A 14463-nucleotide genomic window follows, 5' to 3' on the forward strand; every position below is an offset into this window, starting at 1 on the left:
GTCCCGTGACCCGAACCGAAACGTTCCGGGCGGCCGGATTCGAGCGGCGAACGGCCCCGGCTCCCCGGCCGAGTGCGTCCGCTTCGTTCCCATGAGCACCGACGACGTTCCCGAGTTCGGCCGCGACGCGGACGCGACCCCGGCCCCGCGAGCGTCGGGTGGCGGCGAGGTGAGCGAGCGCTCGTGGCGCCGACTCGGTCACGAACTGACCCACGCGGGCAGCGTCCGCGACTGCGTCGGGACCGTCGAGCGGTACGGCTGGCTCCCACCGCTGCTCGGCCTGCTCGTCCACGGCCTCTCGCGGGGCATCTTCGAGCACCTCGCAGAGCCGTTCGCGATGTCGCAGGGGTACGTCTTCGCCGGCTGGCCGCTCGCGCTGGGTATCAACCTCTTCTACGGGCTCTTCTTCGTCGGGTTCACGTGGTTCCTCTACTTCGGCGTCGTCGGCGCGCTCGCGGGCTACTTCTCCGAGAAGACGACGCTCGACACGACCGTTTTCAAGATCGGCGGCTACCTGACGCTGCTTTTCGTCCCGCTGGTCGCCCTCGCGGCCGCGCTCGCGCTGACGATTCCGGCGCCGGACCCCGTCGTCGCGGGCGTCGCGCCCGCGACGGAGGTCGCGGAGACGCACCGGGCGGTGGCCGACACCGTCCAGATGCGGATCGTCGACGTCGCGATGGCCAGCGGGTGGATACTCGTCGGGTTCCTGATGCTCCCCGTCGTGAGCGAACTGTACGACGTCGACAAGAAGGCGAGCGTCCTCTCGGTGCTCCCAGTGACGCTGGTCGCGGTGACCGCGACCCAACTCCTCTAGTTCTCCGGCATCTCGCCGGGTCCGTACTTCGGCTCGCCGAGCACGCGGTCGACCGTCGGCTCGCGCTCGTCGAGCAGCACGCCATCGATGCGAGTGAGGACATTGACGAACTCGACGGCGCGGATCAGCCCCGATACCCGAATTTGGAAGGGGTCGAGTCCGCCGCCGTCCGCGGTCACGTCGTCGACGATCGTCCCGTCGGCGGAGACGGCCGCCCGGCCGTGACCCGCGTCGTGGCGGGTGCGCAGGTCCGCCAGCGCGCCGAGCGGATCCAGTCCGGAGTTGCGCGCGAGCGTCTTTGGGATGGACTCCAGTACGTCCGCGAACGCCTCGACGGCGAGCTGCTCGCGGCCGTCGAAGTGGGTCGAGAGCGCCCGGACCTCCCCCGCGGCCGCCAGTTCGGCGGCACCGCCGGCGGGTAACGCCGTCGGGTTTAGCACGCAGGCGCGCAGGGCGTTCTTCCCGTCCCGAATTCGTCGTTCGGCCTCCTCGGCCGCCGTCTGCGTGCCCCCCCGGACGACGAGCGTGACGGCGGGCACGTCGACGCCCGCGGGCGGCTCGAAAGCGACCCAGTCGTCGTCGCGGCCGGTGTCGCGGAACCGGACCGTTGCCTCCCCGAGGACGGCCTCGTCGATCAGCGTGTTCGGCCGGATCGGCCCACGGGGGCTCGCGCCGGTCGCGCGGGCGATGTACCTGAAGTCCGTCGTCTTCACGTTCCGGAGGAGTATCGCCCCATGGCGTGCCAACTCCTTCGCGACGGCCATGTCGACATCACCGGTCGCGACGACGGCGACCGCTCCCGTCAGCGCGACGTTCGCGGCGATGGCTTCGCTCTCGTCGAGGCCGCCGGCGGTCCGCTCGATATCGCCCTCGGACTCGACGTTGATGTTCACGTCCGCCGAGAGGCTCCGTGACTGGAGCGCGCCGTCGACGAGCAGCACCGGGCCGGTCGCCGGCAGGAGCCGCTCGGCGGTCACGACGGTCTCCGGGAGAACAACGCCCTCAACGAGTTCCGTGTCGGTCACCTCGCCGCCGGGGACGGTGACCGTCTTCGCGTGGTCGAGGCGGACGCTTCCCGTCTCGGGGTCAGAGACGCGCACGACCGCGTCGACGACCGTGTCCGCGATCGCTCCAAGCGGCCACTCCTTCTCGCGGCCATTCGTCATCCCGGTCATCACGACGGCGCGCAGTTTCTCGCGGTCCAACTCGCCGCTCGCGTCCGCCAGCGGAATCGACGTCTCGGTCCACGTCTCGAGCGTCCGCTGGGCGCCGATGGAGAACCCCTCGATGACGTCGTTGGGGTGGATGCCCCGGTCGGTGAGGTCCATCGCCGTCGCCAGCAACTCCGACGCCAGCAGCGTCATGGTCGTCGCGCCGTCGCCGTAGTCGTCCTCGTGGTCCTCGACGGCCCGGATGAAGTGCTTAGCTATCGGGTGGTCCGTCTCCCCGTCGAACTCCTCGATGATGGCGCTGCCGTCGTTGCTGACGAAGTAGCGAAGTTCGTCGTCGGGCATCCGCCGAACGATCATCTTGTCCATCCCCTGCGGACCGAGGGTGCTCTGGACCAGACTCCCCATCTGCCGGGACGCGTCGCGAATCATCTGCCGAGTCTCACGGGACGGCACTGACGACCATCCCGTGTACAGGTCGTTCGTTGTCATGGTAGCTTCGTCGACGAGAGTACGTATCGATACTGACGGCGGGTATTAATCGCTTCGGCGCTCCCCTGCGACCGACATCGGGTCACTGGACTAGCAGCTTGTCGTACGCGAACAGCGCGGCGATGAGCACCAGCGAGCCGTACGCGACCTCCACGACGAGCGGCTCGCCTCGCCCGCGGAGCCACATCAGGCCGAGGACCATGACCGCGATCGTCGCTACTATCAGCGCGAGGAGCAACCCGACGTTGCTCCGCTTCCGGAGATTGACAGACATTGCCACTCTCTTCACTGTCCCGGATTAAAAAATCCGCGGTTTGCGGGGTCAGGCTTCCCGGCGGCGGGCGTCTCGCCACCCCAGGCACTCGCGAGGCGCCCGCCCGGCCCCCACCAGTTATTATCACGCTCGACGACAGTGTTCACGATGCGTACTGGCGTGTGCTACTTCCCGGAACACTGGCCGCGAGAGCGGTGGGCCGACGACGTCGAACGGATGGCGGCCGCCGGCATCGACTACGTCCGAATGGCGGAGTTCGCCTGGAGTCGTCTCGAACCCGAACCCGGCGCGTACGACTTCAAGTGGCTGGCCGATGCCGTCGACCTCGTCGGCGACCGCGGTATGCGCGCCGTCCTCTGTACGCCGACGGCGACGCCGCCGAAGTGGCTCCTCGACGAGTACCCGAGCGTCCGGCAGGAGCGTCCCGACGGCACGCCACTGGAGTTCGGCAGCCGCCGACACTACTGCTTCAATTCCCCGGCGTACCGCCGCGAGAGTCGGCGCATCACAGAGCGCACGGCCGAGCGCTTCGCGGACTCGCCGCACGTCGCCGGCTGGCAGACCGACAACGAGTTCGGCTGCCACGACACGGTCCGCTGTTACTGCGACGACTGTGCGTCGGCGTTCCGCGCGTGGCTCCGCGACCGGTACGACACGATCGACGCGCTCAACGAGGCGTGGGGGAACGCCTTCTGGAGTCAGGAGTACGCCGACTTCTGCGAGGTGGACCCGCCGGGGCCGACGCCCGCCTACCACCATCCGAGTCGACTCCTCGATTACTCCCGGTTCGCCTCCGACAGCGTCGTCGACTACAACCGACTGCAGGCGGACCTCCTCCGGGAGGCGAACGACGACTGGTTCGTCACGCACAACTTCATGGGCGACTTCGAACAGCTGGACGCCTTCGACGTGAGCGCCGACCTCGACTTCGCCGCGTGGGATTCCTACCCGACGCTGCACGGCCAGCGGGCGCCGGACACGCCCGACCCGGCGGAGGCCGCCGCTGCGACCGTCCAGCGAGGTGGCGACCCCGACGTCACCGGCATGAACCACGCGCTGTTCCGCGGCGCGAGTGGCGGTCCCTTCTGGGTGATGGAGAACCAGGCGGGCGACGTCCGCGCGTACCCATACTCCGCAGAACCCGCCGACGGGATGATGCGACTGTGGGCCCACCAGGCGGCCGCCCACGGCGCCGACGTCGTCTCATACTTCCGGTGGCGGCGCTGCCGGTTCGGTCAGGAGCAGTACTGGGGCGCGCTCAACAATTACGACGGCTCGCCCGACCGCGGCCTCCCCGAGGCTGCCGAGGCGGCCGCCGAATTCGCGCGACTGCCCGACCTCGACGCGCCTGTCGGCAACGTCGCTGTCCTGTTCGACTACGACAGTATGTGGGCGCTGCATGCCGAGCGGCATGCGCCGGAGTTCGACTACTGGGCGCACCTCCGGACGTACTACCGCGCGCTCCGCCGACGGGGTGTCACCGTCGACTTCGTCCCCGCCGACGCCGATCTCGGCGGCTACGCCGCGGCAGTCGCGCCCGCACTCCACCTCGTCCCCGACGACCTCGCCGCCCGACTGGCGGACTACGTCGCCGACGGCGGCGAGTTGCTGCTGACAGTCCGGTCGGCGACGAAGGACGAACACGACACGCTGCGCGACGAACTCGCGCCGGGTCCGCTGACCGACGTCGTCGGCGCGCACGTTGAACAGCACGAGAGTCTCTCCCCGGGCCTGGAGACTCGCGTCGAGTTCGATGGCGACGCCTACGGCTACCGGACGTGGGCGGAGTGGCTCGTCCCGGACGGCGCGACGGTCGTCGGCCGTCACCGCTCGGACGTCGCTGCCGGCGAACCCGCCGTGGTTCGCAACGCCCACGGCGACGGTCACGCCACCTACGTCGGCGTCTGGCCCGAGGCCAACCTGGCGGATGCGCTCGCGGTCGATGTACTCGACCGCGCCGGTGTCCCTATCGGCGACCGCCTCCCCGAGAACGTCCGCCTCTCGGAGCGTGATGGCCACACCTGGGTCACCAACTTCCGCGTGGACGCCGTCTCCGTCGACCCCGGTTCGAACGAGATCGTCCTCGGCGAGGACACCGTGTCCGGCCGCGACCTCGCCGTCGTCGCCGGTCCGTCCCACGAAATTACGGTCGAACGGTCGTAGCGTCGCGTCTCGGACGGACGATAATCGGAAACGGATCGCTTGCGATCGGGTCTTCTGTGCCGACCCGACCGCCGCGCTCGTTCACTCGGGACCGCCGTACCCGTTATTCCACGCGCGTCTCGCTGAAGTAGCGCCGACTGCTCCGGGGGACGCGCTTCCGCTCGCCGACGACATCGAACGTCTCGCTCGCGCGGATGTCGGACGCCGAGCGGCCGACGCGAAGCTCGTACGTCCCGGGGTGGACGGTCAGGTTCAGGTCCCTGTCGCGGACAGCCAGCTGGCTCGCGCCGACGGAGACGTGAACCGCCGCCGACTCCCCCGGTTCGAGGAAGACGCGCTCGAACGCGACGAGTTCCTGGACCGGGCGGACGAACAGCGGGTTGTGGTCGTGGCCGTACACCTGGACGACCTCGTGACCGGCGACGTCGTCGACGTTTTCGACGGTGACGGACGCTTCGACGGTGTCGCCGGGCCCGATCTCGTCGTCGGCCAGCGCGAGATCGCGGTACTCGAACGTCGTGTAGCTCTCGCCGTGACCAAACGGGTACAACGGATCGCTGTCCGTGTACACGTGCGTCTCGTTCATCGTGTTGGGCTTGCGGCTGTAGTGAACCGGAAGCTGACCGACGTTCTTCGGCAGCGACACCGGAAGCCGACCGCTGGGGTTGTGGTCGCCGTAGAGCACGTCCGCGATGCCGTTGCCTCCCTCCTCGCCGGGGAGCCATGCGTGTGCGAGCGCCGGGACGGCGTCGGCGACGTCCGCAAGCGAGTGCGGCTTCCCGCTCACAACCACGACCGCGAGCGGGGTGTCCGCCTCGGCGACCGCCCGCACGAACTCGGCCTGCACCCCGGGAAGGCCGAGGTCCGTCACGTCGCGCCCTTCACCGCTGGTCGACGCCGCCGTCTGCGTCTCGTCGGGCGCGGTCTCGAACTCGACGGTCGAACGCGCGCCGATGAACGCGACCGCGACGTCCGCGTCCTCGACGGCGGCCACCGCGTCCTCGAACTCGTCCGTCGACGGGCCGCTGACTGTGCACCCTGGGACGTGCGTCACCTCGCCCTCCGTCCGGGCTTCGATCCCCGCGAGTGGCGTGACGATGTCGATGCCGGCCTCCACGGTCTCCAGGTTGTGCGCGAGGTACGCGTAGTCGCCTAGCAGTCCCTCTGAGGCATCGGCCTTCGGGCCGACGACGGCGACGTCGGCCGCATCGTCGAGCGGGAGCACGCCGTCGTCGTGCAGCAGCGTCACCGACTCCCGGGCCGCCCGACGAGCGAGCACCCGCTGCTCGTCCGTCTCGACCACCTTCTCGACGGCGTCGACATCGACGTACGGGTCGTCGAGCAGGCCCTTGCGGATCTTCGTGCGGAGGACGCGCCGGACGGCGGTGTCGACGGTCTCCTCCGCGAGGTCGCCGTTCTCGACGGCCTCGACCAGCGTCGGGTAGCACTCCGAGGCCGGCAGCTCAACGTCGAGCCCCGCCTCGAGCGCCATCGTCGCCGCGTCGTCGTACGACGACGCGACCCCGTGTTCGTCCTTGAGGAAGGCGACGCTCTCGTAGTCGGAGACGACGACCCCGTCGAACCCCCACTCCTCGCGGAGCGTCTTCGTGAGGAGCGCCTCCGAACTGGTACAGGGAACACCGTCGATGTCGTGGTAGGCATTCATCACCGCCTCCGCGTTCGCCGTCTCAACGCACGCCTCGAACGGGAACGCGTGCTCCGCCAGCGCCCGCGGCGCGAGATCGACCGACGTGCGGTTCTTCCCGCCCTCGCCCGCGCCGTGGCCGACGAAGTGCTTCAGCGTCGCCGCCACCCCGTCCTCGGGGCCATCACCCTGCAGGCCTTCGACGAACCCGCGGGCCATCCGCGCCGCGAGGTATTTGTCCTCCCCGAACGTCTCCTCGACCCTCCCCCACCGGAGGTCGCGCGCGAGGTCCAGCACCGGCGAGAGCGCGTGCGCCGCACCGATCGCCTGCAGCTGCGCCCGTATCTCAGTGGTTATCTCCTGAACCAATTCCGGCGACCACGTGCTCGCGAGCCCTATCGCTTGCGGGTACGTCGTCCCGCCCTTCCCCATGTAGCCGCTGAGACACTCCTCGTGCGGAATCGCTGGTATCCCCGGTCCGAGGTGCTCCAGCATCGACTGGATCTCGTTCGTCACTTCTGCGACCTGTTCTGGGGGTAGGTCGCTGGCGCCACCCATCCGAGTGAGTTCGCCGACGCCGTGTTCGAGCAGCTCCTCCGCCCGCTCGTGGTCGACTTCCCCGTCCGTGAGCAGATGCTCCGGGCCGTACGACCCGAGCTGCGCGACTTTCTCCTCCAGGGTGAGGCGGTCCAACAGATCCTCGACTCGCCGGTCCGTCGACACTGACGAGTCTTGGTACAGTGGCTTGTCTGCCATATCCACACGCGCGACCCACAGGAATAAAAGACTACTGACGGACGGAAGCTACCGCGTGGCGAACGGTCGGCGGCGGTCAGTTGACGTCCCGCCGGCCGAACCACAGTTCGCTCGCGACGGCGAGCGCGACGGTGGCGACCGCGCCGCCGAGGTCGTATGTCCCCTCGATGAGGACGGCGGTCGGGTCGTAGTACTGCGTCGGCGCAAGCGGCGCTCGCCGGCTTCCTCCCGTTCGTCGAGGAGGTCCAGAAGCAGAGTGACCGGGCGATAGCCGACCTCGTTCCAGAGATGATCCTCGGCGTGATGGGCACAATCGGTCTCTTCGTCCTGCCCAGAGAGGAGTACGACGCTTACGACGAGCAATACTACCAGCAGGTGAAGGAAGTGTTCCTCACGTCGCTCGCGCGGGGTCTGGTGAACGAATAGGCACATAATAAATTGCATTCTCTACTTTAGATGCCCAATTTTATATTTTCGATATTTTATCGATAGTGTATGAAAATATAAATAAAAACCGCAGTATATCTCGAGATTAGTGTCCTAAGGTCGAGTTAGAGAACAATTATTCAATATACTATCACGCATTATTTCCAAACCAACGCTTACGTAGTTGGCTGTTTCATGGCGTTTCTATCTGACGAAGCGGTGAAGAACGCCCCCGGCTACATGAGGACGGAGTGCAGAAAATAATGTCCGCTTACGAGAAGTCGCCGTTCACGATAGCCGCCACACGCTCACGGTCGAACAGTTGGTCCTCGGCGGGGATGTCGGGGGACGACTCGCCGAAGAAGTTCGGATAGAGTTGTTCGGCGCCTACATAATTGAGCTGATGCTTGGTAGCTTGGGAGAGGAGAGAAAGAAGAGACAGCTGTTCATCCCCATTCGGGGATTGTCTTGTGGACAACTCCTCGTGTCTTGTCCTAAGATTAGTCAGCCGTGTTCACAGGAGCGATGTACCTCGAGACCCACGTGCTACCGTCTTCGCGCCACTGTCAGTAGTAGTATTGGCGATCATCAATTTGTTTAACCGTCACGTATGCGTTGGCGGGGACTGCGTCGTGATCGTCAGGATCTGCTGAGACGTCTTGCTCTTGGATCTGGTTTTTGTACTGGTCGCTCTTGTTTTGGCGACGCTGGTTTTCTGTGGCGTTCTGGTGTTGTTTCTCGTCGTGGAGTTGCTGTGCGTAGTCGATGATGTCTTCGAGGGTGTCTGAGGATTGGTTGGCAAGGCCGTCGGCGAGGTACTTGGGGAGTGAGTCTGGTGAGGTGGACATTGGGCTAACCCACGAGCTAGTTTGTATTGGTAATGTGGGTTAGCGAGCAGTGAGTGGAGAGAGTACGTAGAGGGCTTATTCCGATATGCCGGGCACTTTCGAGGGTGAGCAGCGGTCATTCCAACAGCCCATTTATTGAAGAATTGCTCAGTTTTCCTCCTGTGTCTGTTGAAGTCTTAGGTCTAAAGCTGTCTAAAAATGCCTGCTGCATATGCGTATTCTAACACTTGGATGAGGGTATGTGCTCGAACCCAAGGCGCTGATAAGTCAAATCATCGTTCTACTCTCCTCAATCTCCACGTCTTTGATCACTTCGAGAAACGTCTCATCGGTGAATCCGATCGCTAGCCCGTCGGGCCAGGATAGGTCGACCCCTTGTTCAACCAAGGTACCTCGACCGCCTGAACGTGTCGAGTCAGCAATCTATGTATACCGGAATGGACACGAAAATAATTCATGGGGTCCCAACTGTCTGTACAATGTCTCAGCACGGTGAGGAAACGGACACAATGCTCAGAGAAGAGCTGGGCGATTTCGGGTTTTCGGACAAAGAGATTGATGTCTACCTCGCTCTCCTGTCCCGAGGCGAAGCGACCACAGGCACCCTTTCGGAAGACGCCGACGTCACGCAGCCGGCAGTGTACACCATCACTGACCGCCTCGAAGACCGTGGTCTTGTTCGTGTCAACGACCACGCGTCGCCGAAGACGATCCGTGCCATACCGCCGGAAGAATCGATGGCGACCCTCTCAAGTCGGATAGATTCGATAACACCGGTGCTTAAAGACCGGTTTAATGACACGCAACCCCAGACACCCGAGCTGAAGATAGTAAAATCACAAAAAACCGCAATCAGACGGCTGCGAGATGCCATTTCAAAAGCTCAAAAAGAAGTCATCGTTGCGATCCCAGAACACGTCTACCCAGAAATTGAATCAGAACTCCAGGGTGCGATCGAGCGAGACGTGCTCGTTTTTCTTCTCATCCAAGACGTTGATAACCTTGAGAAGGCAGAAAATCGATACAGAGGCGGCGCAGATGTTGTTCGCTGCTGGAGTGAGAGCCTCTTGTTCCTCTTTGCAACAGATACCCCTTCAAGAGATCACTCAACACGCCAGTCGGCTCTGATCGGCGATGCTCAATTACTGTTTGGAACCCACGATCTCGGAGACGGTGTCGCAGTCTCGGAACAACACCTTGCAGGGTCGGTTCGTGGGATGTTCTTTAGCGCCTACTGGCCAGTTGGGACGGAAGTCTTTGTCACTAATCGAGATTCGCTTCCAAAACGGTTCGAGTGGTTCTGGCAAGCAGTCTTCCAAGCAATGCTTCATCAGAAGTCGGGCATCGATCTTTGGGCGGACATCGAAACGGTCGGTGGAGAGACAATCTCCGGGACAGTGAGTCACATCCGCCAGGCCCTGGTTGAGCCACCCACCAACGAGCACACATTAGAAACGAGTCTCTACCTTGAGACCGATGCAGGTGAGGTCAGCATTGGGGGACAGAACGCGATTCTTGAAGATTACGAAGCGACAGCTGTTACCCTTCGGCCTGATTGATTTGTGGCTTGTCTCCAAAGTCTTACGTAAGACGTTCTGTGGTGGTCATCTGCGGCGCATGACGTAGCCGTGACTGCTGAGGTAGTAATCGTCCACAATATTTGTATATTATATCTACTAGTATTCATAAGCAATATTCTTATCTATAATCAACATCCTCACCAGAAATTTATTTAAGCAGTAGTAAAAAGTTCTGAGCGCAATGTTCGACGAGACTGGCTCGCCGAAGACGAACCGACGACGTTTCATGAAAACGGCCGCTGGCCTCGGTATCGCCAGCCTAGGATTCTCATCCGTGAGCGGTTCTGCGGTTGCAGTTGAACCAAATGAAACCGACCAATGGACACGTGAAGAAGCAGAGCAGATCAAGCTGACTGACGATACCACCGCCCCGGTAATTAGCGACAATCCCAACTCCATTTCCGATGATTACTGGATCTGGGACACGTGGCCCCTGCGGAACCGCGATGGTTCCATCGTGAAGATTGATGGCTGGCAGATTATTTTCTCTCTGACAGCGCCCAGTGACCTCGTTCCTGGCGCCCGTCACAACGCAGCGACCATCCGGTACTTCTACTCGCGAGACGGAAAGAGTTGGCAAGAGGGTGGCAAAGCATTCGATACGCCGCTTGGCCACCATCAATGGGCCGGCTCCGCAATGTATGATCAAACAGAGGGGCAAATTTACCACTTCTACACGGCCGTTAGTCCCGAGCCGGAGTTCCGACAGCGTCCCGCACTCGGCATCGGTGCATCGATTGAGACGAGTCCAAATGGCGTCGAACTGACCAGCGAGCAAGAACACGTCATCATGGGGACGCCCGACGGTGAGATGTACCAGACCCTCGAACAGTCGAGGGATCAAGGTATCGTCTACGCGTTCCGTGACCCCTGGTACTTCAAGCATCCCGAGTCTGGTGAAGATCTGGTGGTGTTCGAGGCGAACACGCCAACGGGGAGTACGGATCCAAGCGATCCGCAGAGCTTTAATGGAAATGTTGGCGTCATGCGGGCGACGAACGATGAGTTGACCGAGTGGGAGCTGTTACCCCCCGTGCTCGAAGCGATCGGGACCAACCAGCAGCTTGAGCGCCCTCACTTCGTGTTTAACGACGGCAAGTGGTACCTGTTCACTATCAGCCACCAGTTCACCTTTGCGCCCGGATTAGATGGCCCTGACGCGCTGTACGGGTTCGTGGGTGATTCGCTGTACGGTGACTACGAACCGCTTAACGAGAGTGGACTGGTTATCGCAAATCCTGAAGAAGCACCGTTCCAAGCGTATTCGTGGCTCGCTATGCCGCACGGAGATCACATCTTGGTAGAGAGCTTCGAGAACTTCCGTGGTCTCGATGACACCTCGCAAGGCGCAATCAGTCTCAAAGAAGTCGGGAACCTCCCCCCAGAAGAGCAGAAAGAGCTCTTTGGCGGGACGCTCGCTCCCAGTCTGAAGCTCCAACTCAATGGAATGAAGACGAAGATTGTCGCCGAACTAAACGACGGTCACTTCCTGCCCTCTGTCGGTGCTTCGAGCGGAAGCAGTAATCGAAAATAACAAAGCATCCTTCTCGTCGTAACCGACGAGGGACACCTGGGAAGACGGCGGCTTTGCCCTCTATCCTCGAAGGCAACTGAGGAGGCATACATCTTCTTTTCGATGGGTTTTATACGAGAATTAGTGATAGTTCTCTATCTCATACTAGTATGGCAGTAGCAGTCCCGTATTTATTGTAAGATCGCTTCGCATTCTACGACCTATTTTTGATCTCGGGAAGACCACTCACTTTGGCTGTATAGTGGTTGCAAGAGTTCAGATGTTTTAGTGCCTATGTGTATCTCGGAAAGGCGATGCCGCCTTCCGGGTTGATCGATTATTGGTTGTCAGATAGCTCGTACGCGATAAGGTGTTCTACCTTCGCAGCCCCTTCTTCGGCGAAGAGGGAAATCCCAGTACTGTTCCAGTCAGGGTAGACTAGGTTCGTCATTGTTCGGCGACCGTTATTTGCAAACACTTCAACCGAGCAGCGGTCGATCAGAACGCGAAGTGCAATGGTTCCATCGTCAAGTGGCTCCATCGGCATGGACGACGTTCCATAATACCCAGCATCGAAGAACTCACCGGCATTTGTCCGGTCGAAGTGTAACACTTCCTCCACAACGTCATAGCTGATCACGCTCTCTTGAGTGTCGCCTTGCCGAACTCGGAGTCCAACTCGATCGCTACTCAGCGGATCGATAGTTCCAATGAGTTCGACTGTGCGCCCCTCAACCTCCTGTTTTGCAAGCGGGTCTTTACTTGGCGTGATTATCTCTGAGTCCAGTTCAACCAGCGTCTTAGTTCGTGTGGCGGTGATCTCATCGGCGGGGTGTTGTCGTACATCGGTTGTTTCTCCCCTATCTTTGAGTGTTACAGTTCTTGGAACCGTCATTGCACCTCGCCATCCTGGATTCGGCCCCTCCATCGCATACTCCCAGTTGTTCATCCACGCGATGTTCAAGCCCCTCTCAGTCGGTGTATTCCCCCAACATTGCGTCGCATAGAAATCATACCCATAATCCGCCCTGACGATATTCTCCGCGATAAAGTCGGTCCCAGTGAAGTGGCCAACGTGGAATTCAACTGACCGAGGTTCCATCGGCGACACTGGAAGAACCCACCGCGTGTCGTTTGCTCCCTCAACCGGCAGTTCGATAAGACTCGGACATTCCCATCCCTCGACACCTGACCGATAGGTGCTCTCGTAGGCCCAGTCAACGAAGTTCTCTGAACTGTAGATCTCGATGCCTGCTGGTCGACCGTCGGTTGACTGAACCCGGCTGACGACCATACGCCAGCTCTCATCCGGGTCATACCAGAACGGGTTCGGGTCGCGGAAATCACCGACATCGCTTGGAATCACTGGGTTGCCGTCGTATTTATGCACGGTTTCGCCATTGTCCGTGCTGTACGCGATGCGTTGGTCTTCGGTCCCATCGTCGTGGTGACCCGTATACATGCATAGGAGTGCATCTTCGCCAAAGCCAGCGGTGTTCTCGTGGTCGATGACCGCACCGCCTGAAAAGGCCTGAATCGACGAAGTGGCAGGAATTTTGGTTCCGTGTTCGGTCCAGGTGATTAGGTCCGTACTTGTGGCGTGATCCCAGCGACGACGAGTTTCGCCGGCCTGGTAGAACAGGTGGTAGACGCCATCGTGGTAGACAAGTCCATTTGGATCGTTCATCCAGCCTTCGGCTGGCGAAAAGTGATATTCAGGTCGCCATTGGTCGGACACTGAATCCGTTGCAGACACCGCTTTGCTGACCGAGGGGAGATCAGTGACTCCACCAAGTGACACTGCCGCCAATGCACCGGTTCCCATGACATGGGCCAGACCACGTCGTGAGAGTTTCGGTCTTTTTTTTGGTGCATCTTTGCTTCGGGGTACGTCATTCCGCACCATATGAACCATCATGATAATGAACTACTATTGTCTTCCGATATTGTAAATTAATGATTGGATATAATGAATATAATGGGTAGCAAACACAGAGTACAGCCAATAAGCGTGACCTCAAGCCGAAGCCACTGAATTAGCCCTTTGTTGACAGTCGGATGAGAATGTCTCACAAGAAGGTGAGTGGATCGCGCAGGGACACGTGGTCGCCTACGCTTTCTCGATCAGCAATCTCACGAACAGTCGGTCAGAGTTTCCGATCGGACGTCACGAGGGTGACGCTGTCGTCTTGTGCGGCTTCGATCACGATCGAGAGGAGTGGAGTCTCACATCGCAATTCTACGGCTTCACCAAGCGGGGCGTCGAGATCCTCCACGACTACAAGTATCTGCGCGGGCTCCCAGTCGCCCGCGCCCTCGATGAAAACACTCGTAAAACCGAGAAAATCGAACGCCAGGAATCGGCGCCACGCCCGGAGCTTCCAGCGGCTGTTGCGGAAGCGCTCGAGTTCGAGGAGCCCGAACGTGACGCCGTTGATGTCGGCACAACCGGGTAGCTTGTCGCTGGGAAAGAGCTGTCCTCACCGCCGGAGGGTGAAGGCACGTCGACTGGGTGACCCGTTTAGGACTCCGTCGGCCCGAGTGTCTCCGGTTCGACGTTGATCTGGAGACGATATACACTGTTTGTCGGCCCCATCTCGGGACGAGTTGTATCGAGGAGGGAGTAGCCGCTAGTGAACGATTCGACGAGTGCCTCTCGGGTCGGCAGGTCTATGCCGAGCCGGTTGGCGAGGTAGACGATGCGCTTGGTTGCGACGCCGTTGCCGAGGGCTCTCTATCCGTTCTCGGCCACCGCCTGCAGTCTCGACGTAAGCATTATCCTG

The 14463-nt window shown here is 61.4% G+C and carries 11 protein-coding genes and 1 pseudogene; 6 read left to right on the forward strand and 6 right to left on the reverse strand.

What is annotated here, in order from left to right; genetic code table 11:
• Positions 1 to 91: 91 nt before the first annotated feature.
• Complete coding sequence (locus CNO20_RS09755; protein ID WP_101295959.1) at positions 92 to 814, forward strand: hypothetical protein; 723 nt, start codon at positions 92 to 94, stop codon at positions 812 to 814.
• On the opposite strand, the gene CNO20_RS09760 is transcribed toward CNO20_RS09755, so the two are convergent.
• On the reverse strand, positions 811 to 2475 hold the full coding sequence (locus CNO20_RS09760) for a TCP-1/cpn60 chaperonin family protein (protein ID WP_101295960.1): 1665 nt from the start codon (positions 2473 to 2475) through the stop codon (positions 811 to 813). The two genes, CNO20_RS09755 and CNO20_RS09760, sit on opposite strands and share 4 nt — an antisense overlap.
• Positions 2476 to 2557: 82 nt before the next feature.
• A complete protein-coding gene (locus CNO20_RS09765) occupies positions 2558 to 2749 on the reverse strand; it encodes a hypothetical protein (protein WP_101295961.1) in 192 nt (63 codons plus the stop codon).
• A gap of 147 nt (positions 2750 to 2896) precedes the next feature.
• Between CNO20_RS09765 and CNO20_RS09770 the strand changes: the two genes are divergently transcribed.
• The gene (locus CNO20_RS09770; protein ID WP_101295962.1) at positions 2897 to 4912 is read left to right on the forward strand and encodes a beta-galactosidase; all 2016 of its coding nucleotides are present in this window, start codon (positions 2897 to 2899) and stop codon (positions 4910 to 4912) included.
• Positions 4913 to 5015: 103 nt separating this feature from the next.
• On the opposite strand, the gene CNO20_RS09775 is transcribed toward CNO20_RS09770, so the two are convergent.
• Positions 5016 to 7313: a glycoside hydrolase family 3 N-terminal domain-containing protein gene (locus tag CNO20_RS09775; protein WP_101295963.1), complete on the reverse strand. Its 2298-nt coding sequence runs from the start codon at positions 7311 to 7313 to the stop codon at positions 5016 to 5018.
• Between the two features lie 303 nt (positions 7314 to 7616).
• Here CNO20_RS09775 and CNO20_RS24085 point away from each other — a divergent pair, with 303 nt between their 5' ends.
• Entirely contained in the window at positions 7617 to 7739 is a 123-nt protein-coding gene (locus CNO20_RS24085) for a hypothetical protein (RefSeq protein ID WP_269844134.1), read from the forward strand.
• Positions 7740 to 8305: 566 nt separating this feature from the next.
• Here the strand turns inward: CNO20_RS24085 and CNO20_RS09785 are convergent.
• Positions 8306 to 8587: a hypothetical protein gene (locus tag CNO20_RS09785; protein ID WP_101295965.1), complete on the reverse strand. Its 282-nt coding sequence runs from the start codon at positions 8585 to 8587 to the stop codon at positions 8306 to 8308.
• Positions 8588 to 9066: 479 nt separating this feature from the next.
• On the opposite strand from CNO20_RS09785, the gene CNO20_RS09790 reads away from it, so the two are divergent.
• Complete coding sequence (locus CNO20_RS09790) at positions 9067 to 10146, forward strand: TrmB family transcriptional regulator (RefSeq protein WP_199174787.1); 1080 nt, start codon at positions 9067 to 9069, stop codon at positions 10144 to 10146.
• 202 nt (positions 10147 to 10348) lie between these two features.
• The gene (locus CNO20_RS09795) at positions 10349 to 11701 is read left to right on the forward strand and encodes a glycoside hydrolase family 68 protein (protein ID WP_233204070.1); all 1353 of its coding nucleotides are present in this window, start codon (positions 10349 to 10351) and stop codon (positions 11699 to 11701) included.
• Between the two features lie 316 nt (positions 11702 to 12017).
• Here the strand turns inward: CNO20_RS09795 and CNO20_RS09800 are convergent, their stop codons facing one another.
• Positions 12018 to 13505, reverse strand: a complete 1488-nt coding sequence (locus CNO20_RS09800; RefSeq protein WP_233204071.1) for a glycoside hydrolase family 32 protein — start codon at positions 13503 to 13505, stop codon at positions 12018 to 12020.
• 277 nt (positions 13506 to 13782) lie between these two features.
• On the opposite strand from CNO20_RS09800, the gene CNO20_RS23295 reads away from it, so the two are divergent.
• Positions 13783 to 14136, forward strand: a complete 354-nt coding sequence (locus tag CNO20_RS23295) for a hypothetical protein (RefSeq protein ID WP_199174789.1) — start codon at positions 13783 to 13785, stop codon at positions 14134 to 14136.
• Between the two features lie 65 nt (positions 14137 to 14201).
• On the opposite strand, the pseudogene CNO20_RS24290 reads toward CNO20_RS23295, so the two are convergent.
• Positions 14202 to 14408: pseudogene (locus CNO20_RS24290) on the reverse strand (type IV toxin-antitoxin system AbiEi family antitoxin domain-containing protein); the annotation flags it as partial.
• Positions 14409 to 14463 lie beyond the last annotated feature (55 nt).

This window comes from Halegenticoccus soli (assembly GCF_002844195.1).
GTDB lineage: Archaea > Halobacteriota > Halobacteria > Halobacteriales > Haloferacaceae > Halegenticoccus > Halegenticoccus soli.

Coding starts and splice junctions, on each gene's coding strand:
- CNO20_RS09755 (WP_101295959.1), top strand. CDS start 92: ATGAGCACCGACGACGTTCCCGAGTTCGGCCGCGACGCGGACGCGACC.
- CNO20_RS09760 (WP_101295960.1), bottom strand. CDS start 2,475: ATGACAACGAACGACCTGTACACGGGATGGTCGTCAGTGCCGTCCCGT.
- CNO20_RS09765 (WP_101295961.1), bottom strand. CDS start 2,749: ATGTCTGTCAATCTCCGGAAGCGGAGCAACGTCGGGTTGCTCCTCGCG.
- CNO20_RS09770 (WP_101295962.1), top strand. CDS start 2,897: ATGCGTACTGGCGTGTGCTACTTCCCGGAACACTGGCCGCGAGAGCGG.
- CNO20_RS09775 (WP_101295963.1), bottom strand. CDS start 7,313: ATGGCAGACAAGCCACTGTACCAAGACTCGTCAGTGTCGACGGACCGG.
- CNO20_RS24085 (WP_269844134.1), top strand. CDS start 7,617: ATGGGCACAATCGGTCTCTTCGTCCTGCCCAGAGAGGAGTACGACGCT.
- CNO20_RS09785 (WP_101295965.1), bottom strand. CDS start 8,587: ATGTCCACCTCACCAGACTCACTCCCCAAGTACCTCGCCGACGGCCTT.
- CNO20_RS09790 (WP_199174787.1), top strand. CDS start 9,067: ATGTCTCAGCACGGTGAGGAAACGGACACAATGCTCAGAGAAGAGCTG.
- CNO20_RS09795 (WP_233204070.1), top strand. CDS start 10,349: ATGTTCGACGAGACTGGCTCGCCGAAGACGAACCGACGACGTTTCATG.
- CNO20_RS09800 (WP_233204071.1), bottom strand. CDS start 13,505: ATGGGAACCGGTGCATTGGCGGCAGTGTCACTTGGTGGAGTCACTGAT.